This window comes from Prevotella pectinovora (assembly GCF_000834015.1).
GTDB lineage: Bacteria > Bacteroidota > Bacteroidia > Bacteroidales > Bacteroidaceae > Prevotella > Prevotella pectinovora.
Genome location: NZ_JXQI01000021.1, coordinates 77,501 through 93,792, shown reverse-complemented (window position 1 = coordinate 93,792; position 16,292 = coordinate 77,501). Strand labels below are relative to the sequence as shown.

The following is a 16,292-nucleotide window of genomic DNA, read 5'->3' as shown; positions in this document are numbered from 1 at the left end:
AAGGATTGTGGGTGATGTTTTTTTTGAGAAATAATCAAGCCCGACCTCTTTGTCCGTTTTTTTCATTACCTTTGTATCATACAAGCTGAAAAGCAACATATTGAATATAATCACAATTCTAATACCATACCGCAACATGCTCACAAACGCAAGGTTTATATCAATAATCCGTAGGTACGGGATGCTTGTCATTCTGTTTCTCGCCGTTTCTCTCTGCTCATCGGCACAAGAGGAGGCTACATCACAGCAACACGCCTGGCAGGCGATTATAGGCGAAATGATGGACGACAGCGACGAGGATGTGGCGCAGTGGGAATCCATGTACGATGCGCTGTGCGACCTCGAACAGTCGCCGGTTGACATCAACCACGCCACCCGCGAGGACCTTGAGCGCATACCATTCCTCAGCGATGACGAGGTGGCTGACATCCTGGAATATATATACCGAAACCAGGAGATGAAAACCACAGCCGAACTCGCCATGATACGGTCTCTGACATTCACCAACCGACGGCTGTTGCCATACTTCATAGTGATAACTCCCGTGGAGAAGCGCAGCTCACTGACGCTCAAAAACATCATCAAATACGGTGAGAACATCCTCACCGCCACCGGCAACATTCCTCTCTACGAGCGGAAAGGTGACAAAAACGGGTATATGGGATATAAATACCGCCACAGCATTCGCTACGAATACCGCTATACCGACAATTTCAGACTGGGCATCGTGGGAGCGCAGGATGCCGGCGAACCGTTTTTCTCTGGCCGCAACAGCATGGGCTACGACTTCTATTCATATTATCTCTCTATAAGGAAACTCGGACGCCTCAAGGCTCTCACTCTCGGACGCTACAAGGTGAAGATGGGAATGGGATTGCTCGTGAACAATGATTTCTCGATAGGAAAGACCACCTCAATGGCTTCTTTCAACAAGACGGGGACTGCTATCCGTCCGCATTCCTCACGGTCATCCGGCAACTATATGCAGGGCGGTGCCGCCACGGTGAGGATTTCTCCATGTCTCGATCTCACTGCTTTCGTATCATACCGGTATATCGACGCCACGCTGAACAACGACGACGGTTCTATAGCCACGATACTGAAGACTGGATACCACCGCACGGAGACGGAGATGAAGAAGAAAAACAACGCTTCGCAGTTTGCCGCCGGAGCGAACCTCTCGTTCATGAAGTCGCATTTCGTTGGCGGCGTGTCGGCATACTACACGAGCCTCGACAAGCGCCTCAGCCCGAACACCAATTCGCTTTACCGCAGATATTATCCCCAGGGCGAACGTTTCTATGGCATGAGCGTAGACTATGGCTACCGCAGCGGACTGTTCTCCTTCAGGGGAGAAACAGCAACGGGAAGCAGCCACGCATGGGCTACGATAAACACGATGTCATACCGCCTGGCGTCTAATTTCACCATGCGCCTCGTGCAGAGATATTATTCATACAAGTATTATTCGCTCTTCTCTCAAAGCTACAGCGACGGAGGAAGAGTGCAAAACGAAAGCGGAGTGTATGTGGGGGCTGACTGGAAGCCCTTTGGCGGTCTGCTGCTGAGCTATTACGCCGACGCAGCTTATTTCCCGTGGGCACGGTATCAGGCATCAACGGCATCACGTTCTTTCGACAACCTGTTTTCTGCCGTTTACACCACAGGACGCCTCACGCTGACAGGGCGCTACCGGCTGAAGAAACGGCAGAAAGACAATGCCGACAAGACGGCACTGATTTACAAGACAGACCAGCGTGCTCGCCTGGCGGCACTATACGATGGCGGCAGCTGGAGCATAAAGGCTCAGATAGACGGCACCACAACGGTGTTCAAAGAGCGCAGCAACGGATATATGGCTTCTCTCGGCGGTGGCACCACGGCAATACGCCGCTTCGCCATCTACGCCACATGCGGATATTTCCACACCGACGATTACTACAGCAGCATATACAGCTATGAACGCGGCATGCTTTATGATTTCTCCTTCCCGTCGTATTACGGCGAAGGAATCCGCTATGCGCTCATCGTGAAGTATATGCCCACCAACCGTCTATACGTGATGGCAAAGGCTGGCACGACCACGTATTTCGACCGTTCGCAAGTGGGAACGGCACTGCAACAGGTGGATGCATCATCTCTCACCGACATACAGTTGCAGCTGCGTTGGAAATTCTGAAATAATTTGGAGTTCCACAGATTGGAATCAATACAATAGTCCGAAACTCCATAACGGGAGTATATCACCATTTGCATATTCCATATCATCCCTCACCACAAAAGCATTTTCAACATCCCTTATTTGGCGGTGGCTTTTCTTTGCTCCTCCAATCTCAAAAGTATATTTACCTATGGCGAAGTCTGATACCTTGGAAGATGTAACATCACATGCCAGACGGGTCTGGTTGTAGAAGAACGTTTCCCTGACATTACCTATGTTGGCATTCTCGCCAGATATGGCATATATCAGATTGGTGTTGTCAAGATAAACCTTTTCCACCTTTCCCAAGCCTCTCATTCCGCCTGTCTCATCGCGCAACTGACCTATCATACCTGCCTTTTCCATATATAGCAGATAAGTAGGGATATCATTTCTGCTCACCTTTATTTCATTTGCCAGACCTGTAGCCTCCGGCTTGTAAGGCACATTACCGGCTATGATCGTCAGCATCCTACGTAATTTCTTACCCGTAGCTGGCGACATATTAGCAAACTGTGGTATGTCTACTTCCATAGTAAGGCGAACCACCTGTTGCAGTCTCTGCTGCACATAGCCTTCTTCTGCGAATGGATAATAGCCTTCACGCAAATACTTGTTGAACAATGGTATGGGATGGAGAATGCCTTCGATACGTGTATTGCCATCCAACACATCCTCAAGACTCCTGACTGGTGTCTTGATGCCATGAAACAATTCGAGGTATTCACGGAAAGACAGCCCCTGCATATCAAACAGTAATGCACGCCGACTCAAATCGGCTTCACCCTCAAGAATATCAAGTACTGAAGAACCATTAAAGAATATATGCAGCTCTGGATGGGAATCATAAATCTGCTTCAATTCTCTCGACCAGCCGTCATATTTATGAACTTCGTCTATAAACAGCCATTTACCACCTTCTCTCACAAACTCGTCAGCTGTATCCACAAAGGTATGCGTGGTGAAATAACTGTGATCTGCCGATATGTAGAGAGTTTGTTGCTGATCTGCCTCTGCCATCTCCTTGATTCGCTGCAGTATCATTGTTGACTTACCGACACCACGCGGTCCCATCAACCCTACGAGCCTTGCCTCCCAAGGCAACTTCTCATACATATAGCGTTTGAAGTCTAAACTTACAAGACTTAACTGTTCGTTCATGAAGTTAACAAGTGTAATATCCATATCCGTATTATTTTTATACCGCCGAAGTTGGTTCCATAATAAAGTTTGCACTCTCCAAAGTGCATATAATACTACAAAATGCACCTTCCAAGGTGCACTTAATTACAAGAAATGCACCTTCAAAGGTGCATATTCTGGATTCATCTGCACTTTCCAAGGTGCAAACATAAGATTTAAAAATGGGAAAAGCAAGAAAATCAGGAAAAAATGTTTTTCATCCCAACACGACACGCTCCACATCGATATCCTCGTTGAGGAAGAGCTGTGCTGACTCACGGAACTTCTCAGCACTCTCTGTGGTGAGATAATGGCAGGTGCCGTGCTTGGAGCAGCGCATATCCATCTCAGGATGACGCATGAGATAGTCTTTCAGACTGTTGGCGACATATTCGCCCTGCGGCACGATGCGCACACCGCGCGGTACATACTTCAGAATCTTGTTCAGAAGCAGCGGATAATGGGTGCAGCCGAGGATGATGGAGTCTATCTGCGGGTCGCGGCGCATCAGATTACCGATGCGCTTTTCCACGAAATAGTCGGCACCTGGACTGTCATATTCGTTGTTTTCTATCAGCGGCACCCACATGGGGCATGGCTCTCCCGTCACGGTGATGTCGGGATAGAGCTTGTGTATCTCCATCACATAGCTCTCGCTCTTGATGGTTCCTGCGGTAGCAACAATGCCCACGTGGCGCGACTGCGTGATGCTGCCGATACATTCCGCCGTGGGACGTATCACGCCGAGCACACGGCGGTTGGGGTCTATCTGCGGCAGGTCATTCTGCTGTATCGACCGCAAGGCTTTGGCGGAGGCGGTGTTGCAGGCGAGGATGACGAGATGGCATCCCATGCTGAACAGTTTCTCCACTGCCTCACGAGTGAACTGATATACGATGTCGAACGACCGTGGACCATACGGAGCACGGGCGTTGTCGCCGAGATAGAGATAGTCGTACTGCGGCAGCAGCTGACGCATCTGATGAAGGATGGTCAGTCCGCCATAGCCGGAATCGAACACTCCGATAGGACCTGTTTTACCTGTAGATTCAATCATAGTAGTATGATGTTTATATGATTGCAAACCATAGCTGTTACGCAACTGTTCCCAATCAGTCTTATGGACCGGTTGGGGATTATTTCAGAGCGTCAGCGATTATCACGCTGATGTCATCGCCCTTGGTACTGTCAACATACGGGCAGGCGTCGCCGTCGGTATTCAGCACGAAGGCATAGCCACGCTCCATACCGATTTTCTTTACCGTTGCATTGAGCTTACGCTTGAGAGGAGCGAAGGCATCGTTTTCTGCCTGAGAGAGCAGACGCTTGGCTTCCTCCTTGAACTTCAGGTTCTTCTGCAACAGTTCCTGCAGCTCTGCCTGACGCTTGTCGAGGATGGCTGGAGCGAGGGTGCGCTGGTTCTCGAGAAAGTCCTCATATTTGGCGTTGAACTCGTCTTCTGCCTTCTTCAGTTCGTTGTCATACTGGTTGCGCAGCTTGTTCACATTGGTGGCAGCCAGCTCATAGTCGGGCATCGACTTGAGGGCTTCGCCATAACTGAAATAAGCGAACTTGAAATCCTGTGCCTCAGCAGCAAAACCGAAGATGGCAACGAAGAGAAATAAGAAAATTCTTTTCATAATCTGATAGGTGTTGTTGATTTAAAGCAGAATGTGTCAAAAGCAAGGAGCGTTATAAGGCGCAGTCCTCTACTTTTGACACACTCCGTATGTAATATCTCCACGGTGACTGCCGTCTCCGGCTTCAGACTTCCGTCATCCGCCTCACACACTGTCCACCGTATTTGCGGTCTGTATTACTTCAGCTTGTTGAGCTCAGCCTTCACGTCAGCAGTAACGTCCTTGCTGAGAGTGTCGCTGATGTATGGAATACCGCTTGAGAGGTCCATGATGTAAACATAACCGCCAGCCTTGCCAACGTTCTTGATAGCGTTCTGGAGCTTTGTAACGATAGGCTGGAGCTTCTCGTTCTGGAGCTTCTGGATAGCCTGAGCGTTATCCTGCTGAGCCTGCTGGAACTTCTGGTAGAGGTCCTGCAGAGTAGCCTCTGTCTCCTTGCGCTTGGTATCGTTCATAGTAGCCTGAGTCTTGTCATACTCCTCAGCCTTCTTCTGGATTTCTGTCTGCATCTCCTTGAGCTGGTTGTCATAGACCTTTGCCTGACCCTCAACCTCAGCGCGTGCCTTAATAAACTCTGGCAGGCTCTCCATAACGGCCTGTGCGTTGACATGTCCGAACTTCTGTGCGAATGTTGCGATAGGAGCGAACAACATCAACATTAAAATCAGTTTTTTCATTTTCGTTGTTTATTTGTTTTGTTATTAATATTATTCTTGTCTTTCCACGTTTTCTCTGTGCGGTGCAAATGTAATATGTTTTTTATTACCCACCAAATAATCCATCACTAAATCAGTTGGCTGAATATCCGAGCTTGGTAAGCACCTCATTGCTGATGTCCACCTTTGGCGAAGCGAAGATGATGCCTGTGTCTGAAGCACGGTCGAGCACGAGGGAATATCCGCGCAGCTCGCTGATGTCCTTCACGGCATTGTATATCTCCTCCTGTATAGGGGTCATCAGACTGGTGCGCTTCTTGAACAGTTCGCCTTCCGGTCCGAAATATTTCTTTTTCAGTTCGCTTGCCTCTTTCTCCTTGGCGAGGATGGCTTCCTGACGGGCTTTCTTCTGCTCCTGCGAAAGGAATACCGACTCGTTCTGATAGTTCTTGTAGAGCGTCTGCACCTCTGTGCCCATGGCGTCGACTTCTGCCTGCCATTTCTTTGCCACCTGAGAGAGCTGCTCGTTGGCACGCTCATAGGCAGGGATATTCTTGAGGATATACTCCATATCGACGAGAGCGAACTTCTGTGCGCTCATGCCCAATGCTGAAACCAGCATCACGGCGATAAACAATAGTTTCTTCATTGTGTTAATATTTTCTTTATCCATTATTTAGAACTCCTGACCGAGGATGAAGTGGAACTGCGATCCGCCTCTCTTATACGATGATCCGTTGAGCACCTTGTCGAAACCGTATGCCCAGTCGATACCCATCAGTCCCACCATCGGCAGATAGATACGCACACCGATACCGGCAGAGCGCTTCATGTCGAACGGGTTGAACTTCTTGGTGTCGCTCCAGGCGTTACCTGCCTCCACGAAGGTGAGCCCGTAGATTGTGGTGTTGCCGAGCAGGAACGGATAGCGAAGCTCCATGGTGAAGCGGTCGTAGGCATAGCTGTTGTATCCCACCGTACCGTTCTCGTATCCACGGAGTCCGATGGTCTCTTCTGCATAGCCTGAAGAGTATCCGCTCATACCGTCACCTCCCACATAGTATGTTTCGAATGGTGACTTCTTGTGCTTGTTGTATGATCCCAGGAGTCCCATCTCGGCGCGTGCCATGAGCACGAGGCACTTCTGGCCATTGGTGAGGGCAGTGAAGGTACGTGCCTTGAACTTCCATTTGTGATACTCCACCCAACGGTATTTCTCCTGCTGCTCGTCCTTGTAGTTAGGCGACTGAGGGTCGGTGGCAAGGTTGGCATAGTCTTTCTTCTGGAACTTTGACCATGGCGGAGTGATTGTCACAGAAGCCAGGAACTCTGATCCACGACGTGGGAAGAGCTGGTTGTCGGTAGATGTTCTTGAGAGCGAGAGCGAGAAGTTGAGGTTGTTGCAGTTACCGTCTGTCACGATGAAGTACTGCCAGTTCTTCAACATATATCTCTGGAACGACACCTCTGCCGAGAGGGTGAAGTAGTCGTCAGGCCAACGCAGGCGCTTGCCCCATCCCACTGATATTCCGAACAGCTCCACATATTTGTCTGGGTCGAGATAGTTCTCGTAGTTAAAGTTGTTTGAGCTTCCGTATCCGTAGAAGTTGTAGTAATAGTTGTTCATCAGCGCACTGCTGTAGTAGTTGCTGTTCACGTCGGTCTGCTTTGAGAAGTATGCACCGACGGTGAACTGTATCGGTCGCTTGCCTCCGAACCAGTTTGTGGAGTATGAAGCGTTATACGACTGATAGTATGAACCGTTGGTCTGGGCGCCGAGCGAGAGTGTCTCTCCGTCGCCGATAGGCATGATGCCGCGGTGCTCACGGTTTTTGTTGAACAGGTTGCGCATCGAGAAGTTGTTGAGCTTCAGTCCCACACGACCGATCACACCGGTCTGTCCCCATCCGAGCGAGAACTCCACCTGGTCGTTTGACTTCTGCACAAGGTCGTAGGAGATGTCCACGGTTCCTGTTTCGTAGTTCGGCTTCACGTCTGGCTGTATCTGCTCCGGGTCGAAATGTCCCATCGATGCGAGCTCACGGGCAGAACGCTGCAGGGCATCCTTCGAGAAGAGGTCGCCTGGCTTTGTGCGGAGCTCACGGCGTATCACGTTCTCATAGAGTCTTGTGTTGCCGTTGATGCGCACTCTGCTGATATGTGCCTGCTGTCCCTCGAAGATTCTCATCTCCAGGTCGATGGAGTCGCCCACGATGTTCACCTCTGTCGGCTGCAGGTTATAGAAGAGGTATCCGTCGTTCCAGTAGTTGTTGCCCACGGCGTCCTCATCTTCGCTGAGTCGTTTGCCGAGCAGCTTCTGGTTATACACATCGCCCTTCTTCATGCCGAGCACACGGTTGAGATAGTCGGTGGTGAATACGGTGTTGCCCACCCATGTGATGTTGCGGATATAGTATTTCTTTCCTTCTGTGACTTTCAGATATATGTTCACGTGCTTGGGGTCGTTTTCCCACACGCTGTCTTCCAGTATTGCGGCATCGCGGTATCCCAGCTCGTAGTATTTGTCGAGCAGCGCCTGCTTGCCTTCCTTATATCTCTCCGGCGTGAACTTGGTGGCTTTCAGGAAGCTCGACAGTTTGCCTGCCTCACGGATCTTGCCGAGGGCGCCCTTTGAGAAGAGTCCACCCTTTATCTTCTTGGTAGACAGTTGTTTGTTGCCATCGATGGTGATGTTTCTCACCTTTATCTTCTCCTTCTTGTCCACATCAACATTGAGGATGACCTGGTTCTTGTTGGAGATATCGTCAATCTGGGTTATCGTTATCTCGGCATTGTTGAAGCCCTTGTCCTTGAAGTATTTCTCGGCGAGGGTCTTCGCTCTGTCGAGCATGTTTGGAGTTATCTGGCTGCCTTTGAGCAGTCCGAGTTTCGTCTCCATGTCTTCTCTTTCCGATTTCTTCACTCCCGTGTAGTTGATTACCGACACACGCGGACGGGTGGCAAGATAGAAATGCAGGAATATCTTGTCGCCGATGATGGAGTCGGCGGCTACGGTGACCTTTGAGAAGAGTCCATGGCGCCAGTATCTTTTCACGGCGTCGGTGATTTCCTGTCCCGGCACAGATATCTCCTGTCCCACGGTGAGTCCTGAGATACCTGTCAGCATATAGTCTTCGTATCCGTCCACACCTGATACGGCGATGCCGGCGATGACGCAGTTGCGTGGTGATCCAGCGTATGTTATGTCTGGGTTTACGATCTTCTCCTGTGCACAGGCATCGGATGCCATTATCACCGCTGCTATGCACAACAGCACTTTCTTTAATAACTTATTCATCGTTGTTTATGTCGTATAATCTTTTGTCTTCTTGTTCTCCTGTTGCCTCAGTTTTTCTCCTGTTCCACCTGCTCCTCTGTCTTTCCGAAGCGTCGCTGCCTTGACTGGTAGCTGGCTATCGCCTTGTGAAGGTCTGCCTCGGCGAAGTCGGGCCAGTATGTGTCGCAGAAATAGAGTTCTGAATATGCTATCTGCCATAGCAGGTAGTTTGATATGCGCAGCTCTCCTCCGGTGCGTATCAGCAGGTCGGGGTCTGGCATGAAACTGGTGACGAGATGCTTGCTGATGAAGTCCTCGTTGATGTCGTCGGCCTTGGCTTTTCCTTCTGCCACGAGCGTTGATATCTCCTTCACCGCCTTCGTTATCTCCCATCTTGACGAGTAGCTGAGGGCTATGACCATTGTCATTGCCTTGTTGTCGGCGGTATGGTCTATGGTCTCCTGCAGTTTCTTCTGCACCTCCTCCGGCAGACGGTCGATGTCGCCGATCACCTGAAAGCGCACGTCGTTCTTCATGAACAGCTCGTCTTCCAGTGCCGTGAGCACGAGTCCCATGAGGGCTGCCACCTCGTCGGCAGGTCTGTTCCAGTTTTCTGTGGAGAATGTGTATAGCGTGAGGTATTTCACTCCGAGTCTCGTACACTCCGATGTTATTCTCCTCACCGATTCCACTCCGGCCTGATGTCCGTAGCTTCTTTCCTTTCCTCTTTCCGTAGCCCACCGTCCGTTACCATCCATGATGATGGCGATATGCTGCGGTATGCGCTCCATATCCAGGGGTATAATGTTCTGGTTGTCAGTCATATTTGTCACTGTTGCAAGTTCTACATTTCTGCATGAAGCTGTATGTCAGCGTCAGCTGCAGAGCCGAGTAGCAGTCGGTGTTTTTAAACAGTCCGCTACTCTTTATCATATAGGGGTCCTTCACTCCGTCAAGCTCATCGCTGAGGGAGAAATGGATTGCCCATTCCAGTCCGAGGTTCACCCGCTTTCCCAACTTGTATTTCACTCCCACTCCGAGCGGGAAGTTTCCGGTGAAGACGCTCTTGTCGCTTGTCTTCACGTATGTGGCTCCAAGACCGAGAAACACGAATGGCGTTAGCTTCTGCGCCCCTCTGTAGTCACGTCCCGTGCCATAGGGCCAGAAGTTGTATTCGTATGTCAGCGAGAGGTCCATCAGCGTGTTGCTGAAGCTGTATTTCTCCTGCTGATAGTCGGGATAGTATGTCTTCTCCCCGTCGGAGTCGCCTTTCAGCTTGCCGTAGAGGAGATTAAGTTTCAGTCCCATATATGGATTGAACACGCGGCGCAACACGAGGGATGCTCCGGGCTGTGCGTTCTTTGCCACGCTCCCGTTGAAGTCGCCCTCATAGCTCACCAGTCCCACACCGGCTCCTATCTCCATCTTATACATGTCGTCTTCCTGTGCCTGCATCGTCAGCGGCAGCAGGAGGAGCAGGAGAAGCAAAGCCCATCCTCGTTCCGCGAGCCTCATCACTTCTGCAGAGCGTGCTTCACGGGGCGCAGCATATAGGATATTCTGGATATGCGATGTTGTCATTTTATATGTTTTCTGCCTTCTGGGGCTGTATGTTCTTTACACCTTATTATATATTAGGCATGGCGTTCGGCAAACCGGCCTTTCGCCGGCTGGCGGATACCATATCCGCCCATGCTCTGTGCATTTCTAAAACGGTCACTCGCTGAAAGCCGTCTGTTCGGTCTTCCATCCGAGGCGGTTGATGCGCATTTTCCACACCTGTGCCGTAGAGGCACTGATTATCCACACGTTGTTGTATTTGTCTGTCGTCATGCTCAGCGTGTTGGGGTCCACGTCCTTCGGCATGTCGGCTGGCAGTGTGAAGAGTGTGCTCTTATGCCATGTCAGGCCCTGGTCTTTGCTGAAATAGAGCTGTGCGTATGGCTGTGCGGTGCTGCCGCCGAGTCCTGCGCCTCCGATGGCATAGAGTCTGCCGTCGTATCTCACCACTGATAGTCCTGCCATATTAGGCAGTTCCTTCTTGTAGTTTCCTTCATATAGCGACCACGAGTATGAGTCCTGCTCCTCGCCATAGTCTTCAATCTTTCCCCACACCACGGCGGCGGTGTCTGCCTTGGCGGAATTTCCCACCATCACGAGTCGGTCCACGCCTTTATTCGTCGTCGAAGGCATGGTGCAGAAGCTGATGCTTCCGGTAGGCAGCAGGTTCTTGTCGCCGTCGAGTGCCACGTCGGTCCACACCTCGCCGTCTTTCGACGATGCCATACCGTTCTGTGTGATGGCATAGAGTTTTGTTGCCGACGCTCCCACGAGCTGCTTCAGGTTTTCCACTCCCTGTACATTCACGTTCTGCCATTCCGCTCCGTCTTTCGACTTGAACATAATGCCGTTGGTGAGCATATATATCCACCCGTCGAGTGTCGCCACATTCTTGTAGGCATCCGGCGAGAACACGGTATTCACGTTGGGCGTCACCGTGTTCCAATGGCTGTTGTCGTTGATTCCCTTGCGCATTACGAACGAGGTGGCTCCGTCGTTGACCATCGCAAACACGTTTTCGCCCATGGCGAAGATCTTCACTCCCTTGTATTTGCCGAGGTCTGGAAGGATGTTCGACACATCTTCTCTCTGCCACTCAAAGGAGTCTGCGAGCTCTTTGTGTACGCGGATTTCCACGTTATAGTCTCTGTATGACTGTCCGTCGGTGGAATACACCCTGAACACTCTCTTGTCTTTGAAGTCGATGGAATCGTTTCCGGTGAAATAGTCGAGGGTGTCGCTTGCCATTCTCTTTACATACACCACTCCGGAATTCTTGCTCGCCAACGAGCATACAACCTTGCTCACGGCGGTACCTGCCGGCAGCGAGTCGGCATTGTATATCTCACGCTTCAGCTGGTCGATGGTGAACTTGTATTTGCTTCCGTCTACCGTTGTCGTGCTGTCGGTACCGTCGACGGTGGATTTCAATGCCTCACCTTTGTTGTTGAGGTATGTCCTCGTCAGCGTTCCAACGGAAAACGAGGTGAGGGCGGCATCGCCGTAATATGTGATTTTGATGCTGTCATCTTCGTCGTTGAGACATGAAGCGAGCATCATGACTCCTGCCAGAAGCAGCGTGAACGGGAATAAGTTTCGTTTCATAAGAATCTTTTAGTGTAATTTAGCTGCAAATGTAGTCAGAATAATCGGAAAATCTACCTTATATAATGCTTTATTATATAAAATAACCGTTTTATTGAGTTTTTTTAGTCAATCGACGTACGATTCTTATGACACAAGCCGACTTTTACAGGTCTTTTAACCCAAATCGGCAATCTGAACTTGCTGGGAATTTGATTAGCACCTGATATCCGTTAATCCGTAAACAGCTGATCTCAGTGTATGATTAAAGAAAAAAACCTGGATAAACCACAAGGGTGATGAAGTCCAATCTTAACTCAATACCAAAACCAACTACTCTGAATATTGCCATCAGCCCCCACCTAACCTCCCCCGAAGGATAACCCATTGACCTTCACCAAGACAACCCATCCTGACCTTCACCAAGACAACCCATCCTGACCTTCACCAAGACAACCCATCCTGACCTTCACCAAGACAACCCATCCTAACCTTCCCAAAGGGAAGGAACAGATTACTCCGCCTAATGAACTTTAGCCCCCACCTAGCCTCCCCCGTAGGGGAGGGACAGATACCCTTGACTACATGATAGCCGTTTGTAGTTGTCTGATTATCATTAGATTATCAATAGCAATAGTAACTGTCCCTCCCCTACGGGGGAGGTTAGGTGGGGGCTGATGACAATATTCTGAGTAACAAGTTCCTTCCCTTTGGGAAGGCTAGGATGGGTTATCCTACGGGGGAGGCTAGGTGGGGGCTGATGACAATATTCTGAGTAACAAGTTCCTTCCCTTTGGGAAGGTTAGGATGGGTTATCCTTCGGGGGAGGCTAGGTGGGGGCTGATGCCATAGGACAAGAGAATTCTTCAGGAAAAGGAAGTGCTTCAGTGCTTCCTTTTTGGTATGTCATGTTGTATTGCAAAATAGTAATGTGTCTACTCATTTATTAGCAGCAAAACGAAAAACATAATTGACTCGTGCGAAAAAATGTGTGACCGTGATGATTATTCGTGCGAAAAAATGTATCTTTGCAGCAAATACTCGTGCAAATAAATGTAGATATGAAGAGAAAAATCTTATCAAAGCTCATTGAATGGAAAAACAAGAAAAACCGTAAACCATTGATTGTCAACGGAGCAAGACAAGTGGGCAAAACATATATCTTAAAAGAGTTCGGTTCACATTACTACGAGAAAATGGCGTATGTCAATTGTGACAAGAACAAAACGCTGGACAAGATATTTTCTCAGGACTATAACATCAGCAGAATATTGCTCTCTCTTTCAGCCATTCTGCATGTGAATATTGAACCGGAGAACACTCTTATCATTTTCGACGAGATACAAGAGAATCCGACGGTTCTAAATTCTTTGAAATATTTTTGTGAGGATGCATCCCAATATCATGTAGCTGTGGCTGGTTCGCTACTCGGAATTTCGCTTCACCGTGACACATCGTTCCCAGTAGGTAAGGTTGACATGATAAAGATGTATCCTATGACTTTCGATGAGTTTCTCATGGCTATAGACGAACAGCCTTTGGTGGATGTTCTAGCCTCAAAGGATTTCTCCATTATCGATTCTTTGTCGGTTCGTTTGATTGATCGTCTGCGTCAGTATTATTATGTAGGAGGGATGCCGGCTGCTGTGGCAGAATTTGCCTTGACAAAGAATCTTGAGGAAGTGCGTAACATCCAGAAGCAAATTCTGTTCGATTACCGTAGAGACTTCTCCAAGCATGCACCAATTCAAGAAGTGCCCCGCATCAATATGGTATGGGACTCCATACCTGCGCAACTCGCCAAGGAGAACAAAAAATTCATATTTGGAGTTTTAAAGAAAGGGGCAAGAGCCTCTGAGTTCGAAATAGCCATACAGTGGCTCTTGGATGCGGGGCTAATATATCAAATCAACAGAATTACTACACCTTCGATTCCTTTGAAGTTTTATGAGGAAATGTCCGTATTCAAGCTATTTGTACTTGACATAGGGTTAATGGGGGCAATGTCAGACGCTCCTGCTGAAAGTATCATTGTGGCTGACACCCTGTTCAAGGAATACAAAGGTGCATTTACCGAACTGTTTGTATTGACACAGTTGATGACAGAGGACTTGTCTATATATTATTATAGCAGCAATGATTCGAGGGTTGAAATCGATTTAGTGGTACAAAAAGGTGCTGTTGTTGTTCCGATTGAAGTTAAGGCTGAAGTGAACGTGCATGCCAAATCCTTGAGAACATTCATAGGCAAACACCCTGAACTAAAAGGTCTGCGCCTTTCCATGATGCCATACCAGAATCAGGATTGGATGGAGAACAGACCTCTGTATGCAGTCGGCAATTGGGTATAGATATATAGTGGGTACCGCGAATTACCCCACCACTTAGCCTCCCCGAAGGATAACCCATCCTATGGGTTTATCCTGGTTTTTGTCTAAAATCACATCCCGTTTCTTTGTCTAAATCATATTCTGTTTTGTCTGAAATCATATAAAGAGGAAAAGCACCACGGAATAAATTATATCTACCCGTTGGCGGGATTAATTTATGTTGACAGACATGAGTAAAAGTTGTAAATATCGCTTGATTCTCCGTAAAATCAAGAATTGCCGAAAAAACTGTCAGACCATCTGGTTTTTTGCCGTAATATCCTGACAAACAAGCAATTGACCACCTTACGATTGTCAGCCAATTGTCTGGATGGTTTTGCTGATGGAAGGAATTGTCAGATAGCATGTTAACTTATTGGGCAGACGTCTGACTGCAATTCTGCCCATCCGGAGCAAGCACCGTGCCCATGATGAGAAAGCATCGTACCCCAGTTGGGCAAGCACCGTGCCCAATTTTAACCCCAATCGGTCATTAATAAGCGTGCGCTAATTTAATTCCGCCAACAGGTTATATCTGTGATAATATAGTGTCCATCATCATAAGGCGATGTTCCACCGGTCTAAAAATGAAAACACGGAATGACAATAGGTTTCGGGGCAAGCTGTACGCCATCTCCAATATCCCTTGCCACCATGTCATTTGAACAAAAAAACGGGCAAGGTGCTTGCCCACATGGGGCACGATGCTTTCTCATCATGGGCAAGCACCTTGCCCCGGTTGGGCAGATTTTACGCCAAGCGGTTGCCCAAAACGTCATGATGACCTACCGGGCTTTTGAAATAACACGCCCTGCCCTTCCAGAGGAAGAAAGGCAGGGGAACTTATGTCAGAAGATACGAAGTCTTCTTTAAACCCAAATCGGTCAAAACCTATAATCTATCCTGTAGTATCCTACAGCTTGTCGCCATAACACAAATCGCCGGCATCTCCGAATCCCGGAACGATATACTTATGCTCGTTGAGTCCCGGGTCGATGGCGGCACACCATATCGTGGTGTTCTCCTCCGGCAGGTGTGTCTTGATATAGTCCACACCCTCCGGCGTGGCTATGACGCACGCCACATGCACGTGCTTCGGTCTGCCTTTCGACACGAGAGCCTCCCAGCCCAGCTCCATCGAACCTCCGGTGGCGAGCATCGGGTCGGCGATGATGAGCGTCTTGCCGGTCAGGTCGGGAGTGGCAAGATATTCTATGTGTATGCCCACCTGGGTATGTTCCTCGTCGGTGTATTTGCGGTATGCGCTGACGAAGGCGTTTCCGGCATGGTCGAAGACATTGAGGAATCCGGTATGGAAGGGCAGTCCGGCACGGAAGATCGTTGCCACCACCACATCGTCCACCGGCACGATGACCTCTGCGTCGGCAAGCGGCGTATGCACGGTTTTCTGCTGATAGTCAAGCGTTTTGCTTATCTCGTATGCCATCATCTCGCCCACTCTCTGTATGTTGTTGCGGAAGAGCAGTCGGTTCTGCTGATAGTCCTTGTCGCGCATCTCTGCCAGATACTGGTTGATGATGGAATTCTGATCACTGAAGTTTATTACTTTCATAGGGAATATATTGTTTTGTCGTTATTCTTATCCATGCGGGGCCGCTTCTGAGAGGGCGTCCCGACGGAAGCGGTTTCTGGAATCGTGCAAAAATAAGAAATAAAGAATAATAATTGACACTTGCATTTTACAAATAACTTTCAGTGACATTGCATTTAAACTTCTTTAACCTAAAATTGTTTAGACGAGTGTTATTTTGGCAACCATCGCTTTGTTGAAAAATAGAATTTTACTACCTTTGCCCCGGTTTT

The 16,292-nt window shown here is 49.0% G+C and carries 13 protein-coding genes; 2 read left to right on the top strand and 11 right to left on the bottom strand.

Annotation, left to right across the window (positions count from 1 at the left end; all coding sequences use genetic code 11):
* Positions 1–100: 100 nt before the first annotated feature.
* Positions 101–2,179, top strand: a complete 2,079-nt coding sequence (locus ST42_RS02400) for a helix-hairpin-helix domain-containing protein (RefSeq protein WP_231556877.1) — start codon at positions 101–103, stop codon at positions 2,177–2,179.
* Positions 2,180–2,206: 27 nt separating this feature from the next.
* Here ST42_RS02400 and ST42_RS02395 read toward each other — a convergent pair whose 3' ends face one another.
* From ST42_RS02395 to ST42_RS02355, 9 genes are all read right to left on the bottom strand, one after another.
* Complete coding sequence (locus ST42_RS02395; protein WP_044072122.1) at positions 2,207–3,385, bottom strand: ATP-binding protein; 1,179 nt, start codon at positions 3,383–3,385, stop codon at positions 2,207–2,209.
* A 214-nt stretch (positions 3,386–3,599) separates the two neighbouring features.
* The gene (murI, locus tag ST42_RS02390; protein ID WP_022316704.1) at positions 3,600–4,439 is read right to left on the bottom strand and encodes a glutamate racemase; all 840 of its coding nucleotides are present in this window, start codon (positions 4,437–4,439) and stop codon (positions 3,600–3,602) included.
* 79 nt (positions 4,440–4,518) lie between these two features.
* Positions 4,519–5,022 carry an OmpH family outer membrane protein gene (locus tag ST42_RS02385; RefSeq protein ID WP_044072120.1) on the bottom strand — a complete coding sequence of 168 codons (504 nt, stop codon included), beginning with the start codon at positions 5,020–5,022 and terminating at the stop codon, positions 4,519–4,521.
* A gap of 176 nt (positions 5,023–5,198) precedes the next feature.
* The gene (locus tag ST42_RS02380) at positions 5,199–5,699 is read right to left on the bottom strand and encodes an OmpH family outer membrane protein (RefSeq protein ID WP_042519127.1); all 501 of its coding nucleotides are present in this window, start codon (positions 5,697–5,699) and stop codon (positions 5,199–5,201) included.
* Positions 5,700–5,811: 112 nt separating this feature from the next.
* Entirely contained in the window at positions 5,812–6,327 is a 516-nt protein-coding gene (locus ST42_RS02375; protein WP_022316701.1) for an OmpH family outer membrane protein, read from the bottom strand.
* Positions 6,328–6,354: 27 nt separating this feature from the next.
* The gene (locus ST42_RS02370) at positions 6,355–8,976 is read right to left on the bottom strand and encodes a BamA/OMP85 family outer membrane protein (protein WP_042519131.1); all 2,622 of its coding nucleotides are present in this window, start codon (positions 8,974–8,976) and stop codon (positions 6,355–6,357) included.
* Positions 8,977–9,023: 47 nt separating this feature from the next.
* Positions 9,024–9,779, bottom strand: coding sequence for an isoprenyl transferase (locus ST42_RS02365; protein WP_042519133.1), 756 nt, complete (start codon positions 9,777–9,779; stop codon positions 9,024–9,026).
* Positions 9,772–10,470: a type IX secretion system protein PorG gene (porG, locus tag ST42_RS02360; RefSeq protein ID WP_042519267.1), complete on the bottom strand. Its 699-nt coding sequence runs from the start codon at positions 10,468–10,470 to the stop codon at positions 9,772–9,774. The genes ST42_RS02365 and porG overlap by 8 nt, the downstream gene beginning before the upstream one ends.
* Before the next feature lie 201 nt (positions 10,471–10,671).
* Positions 10,672–12,120, bottom strand: a complete 1,449-nt coding sequence (locus tag ST42_RS02355) for a DUF6242 domain-containing protein (protein WP_044072118.1) — start codon at positions 12,118–12,120, stop codon at positions 10,672–10,674.
* A gap of 1,040 nt (positions 12,121–13,160) precedes the next feature.
* Between ST42_RS02355 and ST42_RS02350 the strand changes: the two genes are divergently transcribed.
* A complete protein-coding gene (locus tag ST42_RS02350) occupies positions 13,161–14,450 on the top strand; it encodes an ATP-binding protein (RefSeq protein ID WP_044072116.1) in 1,290 nt (429 codons plus the stop codon).
* 67 nt (positions 14,451–14,517) lie between these two features.
* Here ST42_RS02350 and ST42_RS02345 read toward each other — a convergent pair whose 3' ends face one another.
* Both ST42_RS02345 and upp read right to left on the bottom strand, forming a co-directional pair.
* Positions 14,518–14,835: a hypothetical protein gene (locus ST42_RS02345; protein ID WP_044072114.1), complete on the bottom strand. Its 318-nt coding sequence runs from the start codon at positions 14,833–14,835 to the stop codon at positions 14,518–14,520.
* A gap of 546 nt (positions 14,836–15,381) precedes the next feature.
* Entirely contained in the window at positions 15,382–16,041 is a 660-nt protein-coding gene (upp, locus tag ST42_RS02340) for a uracil phosphoribosyltransferase (RefSeq protein WP_044072113.1), read from the bottom strand.
* Between the last annotated feature and the right edge of the window lie 251 nt (positions 16,042–16,292).

Bases quoted from the DNA above. Each gene is read 5' to 3' on its own strand.
- porG (WP_042519267.1), bottom strand. From the start codon at position 10,470: ATGAGGCTCGCGGAACGAGGATGGGCTTTGCTTCTCCTGCTCCTCCTG.
- ST42_RS02365 (WP_042519133.1), bottom strand. From the start codon at position 9,779: ATGACTGACAACCAGAACATTATACCCCTGGATATGGAGCGCATACCG.
- ST42_RS02380 (WP_042519127.1), bottom strand. From the start codon at position 5,699: ATGAAAAAACTGATTTTAATGTTGATGTTGTTCGCTCCTATCGCAACA.
- ST42_RS02350 (WP_044072116.1), top strand. From the start codon at position 13,161: ATGAAGAGAAAAATCTTATCAAAGCTCATTGAATGGAAAAACAAGAAA.
- ST42_RS02370 (WP_042519131.1), bottom strand. From the start codon at position 8,976: ATGAATAAGTTATTAAAGAAAGTGCTGTTGTGCATAGCAGCGGTGATA.
- murI (WP_022316704.1), bottom strand. From the start codon at position 4,439: ATGATTGAATCTACAGGTAAAACAGGTCCTATCGGAGTGTTCGATTCC.
- ST42_RS02395 (WP_044072122.1), bottom strand. From the start codon at position 3,385: ATGGATATTACACTTGTTAACTTCATGAACGAACAGTTAAGTCTTGTA.
- ST42_RS02355 (WP_044072118.1), bottom strand. From the start codon at position 12,120: ATGAAACGAAACTTATTCCCGTTCACGCTGCTTCTGGCAGGAGTCATG.
- ST42_RS02345 (WP_044072114.1), bottom strand. From the start codon at position 14,835: ATGCTATCTGACAATTCCTTCCATCAGCAAAACCATCCAGACAATTGG.
- ST42_RS02375 (WP_022316701.1), bottom strand. From the start codon at position 6,327: ATGAAGAAACTATTGTTTATCGCCGTGATGCTGGTTTCAGCATTGGGC.
- ST42_RS02385 (WP_044072120.1), bottom strand. From the start codon at position 5,022: ATGAAAAGAATTTTCTTATTTCTCTTCGTTGCCATCTTCGGTTTTGCT.
- upp (WP_044072113.1), bottom strand. From the start codon at position 16,041: ATGAAAGTAATAAACTTCAGTGATCAGAATTCCATCATCAACCAGTAT.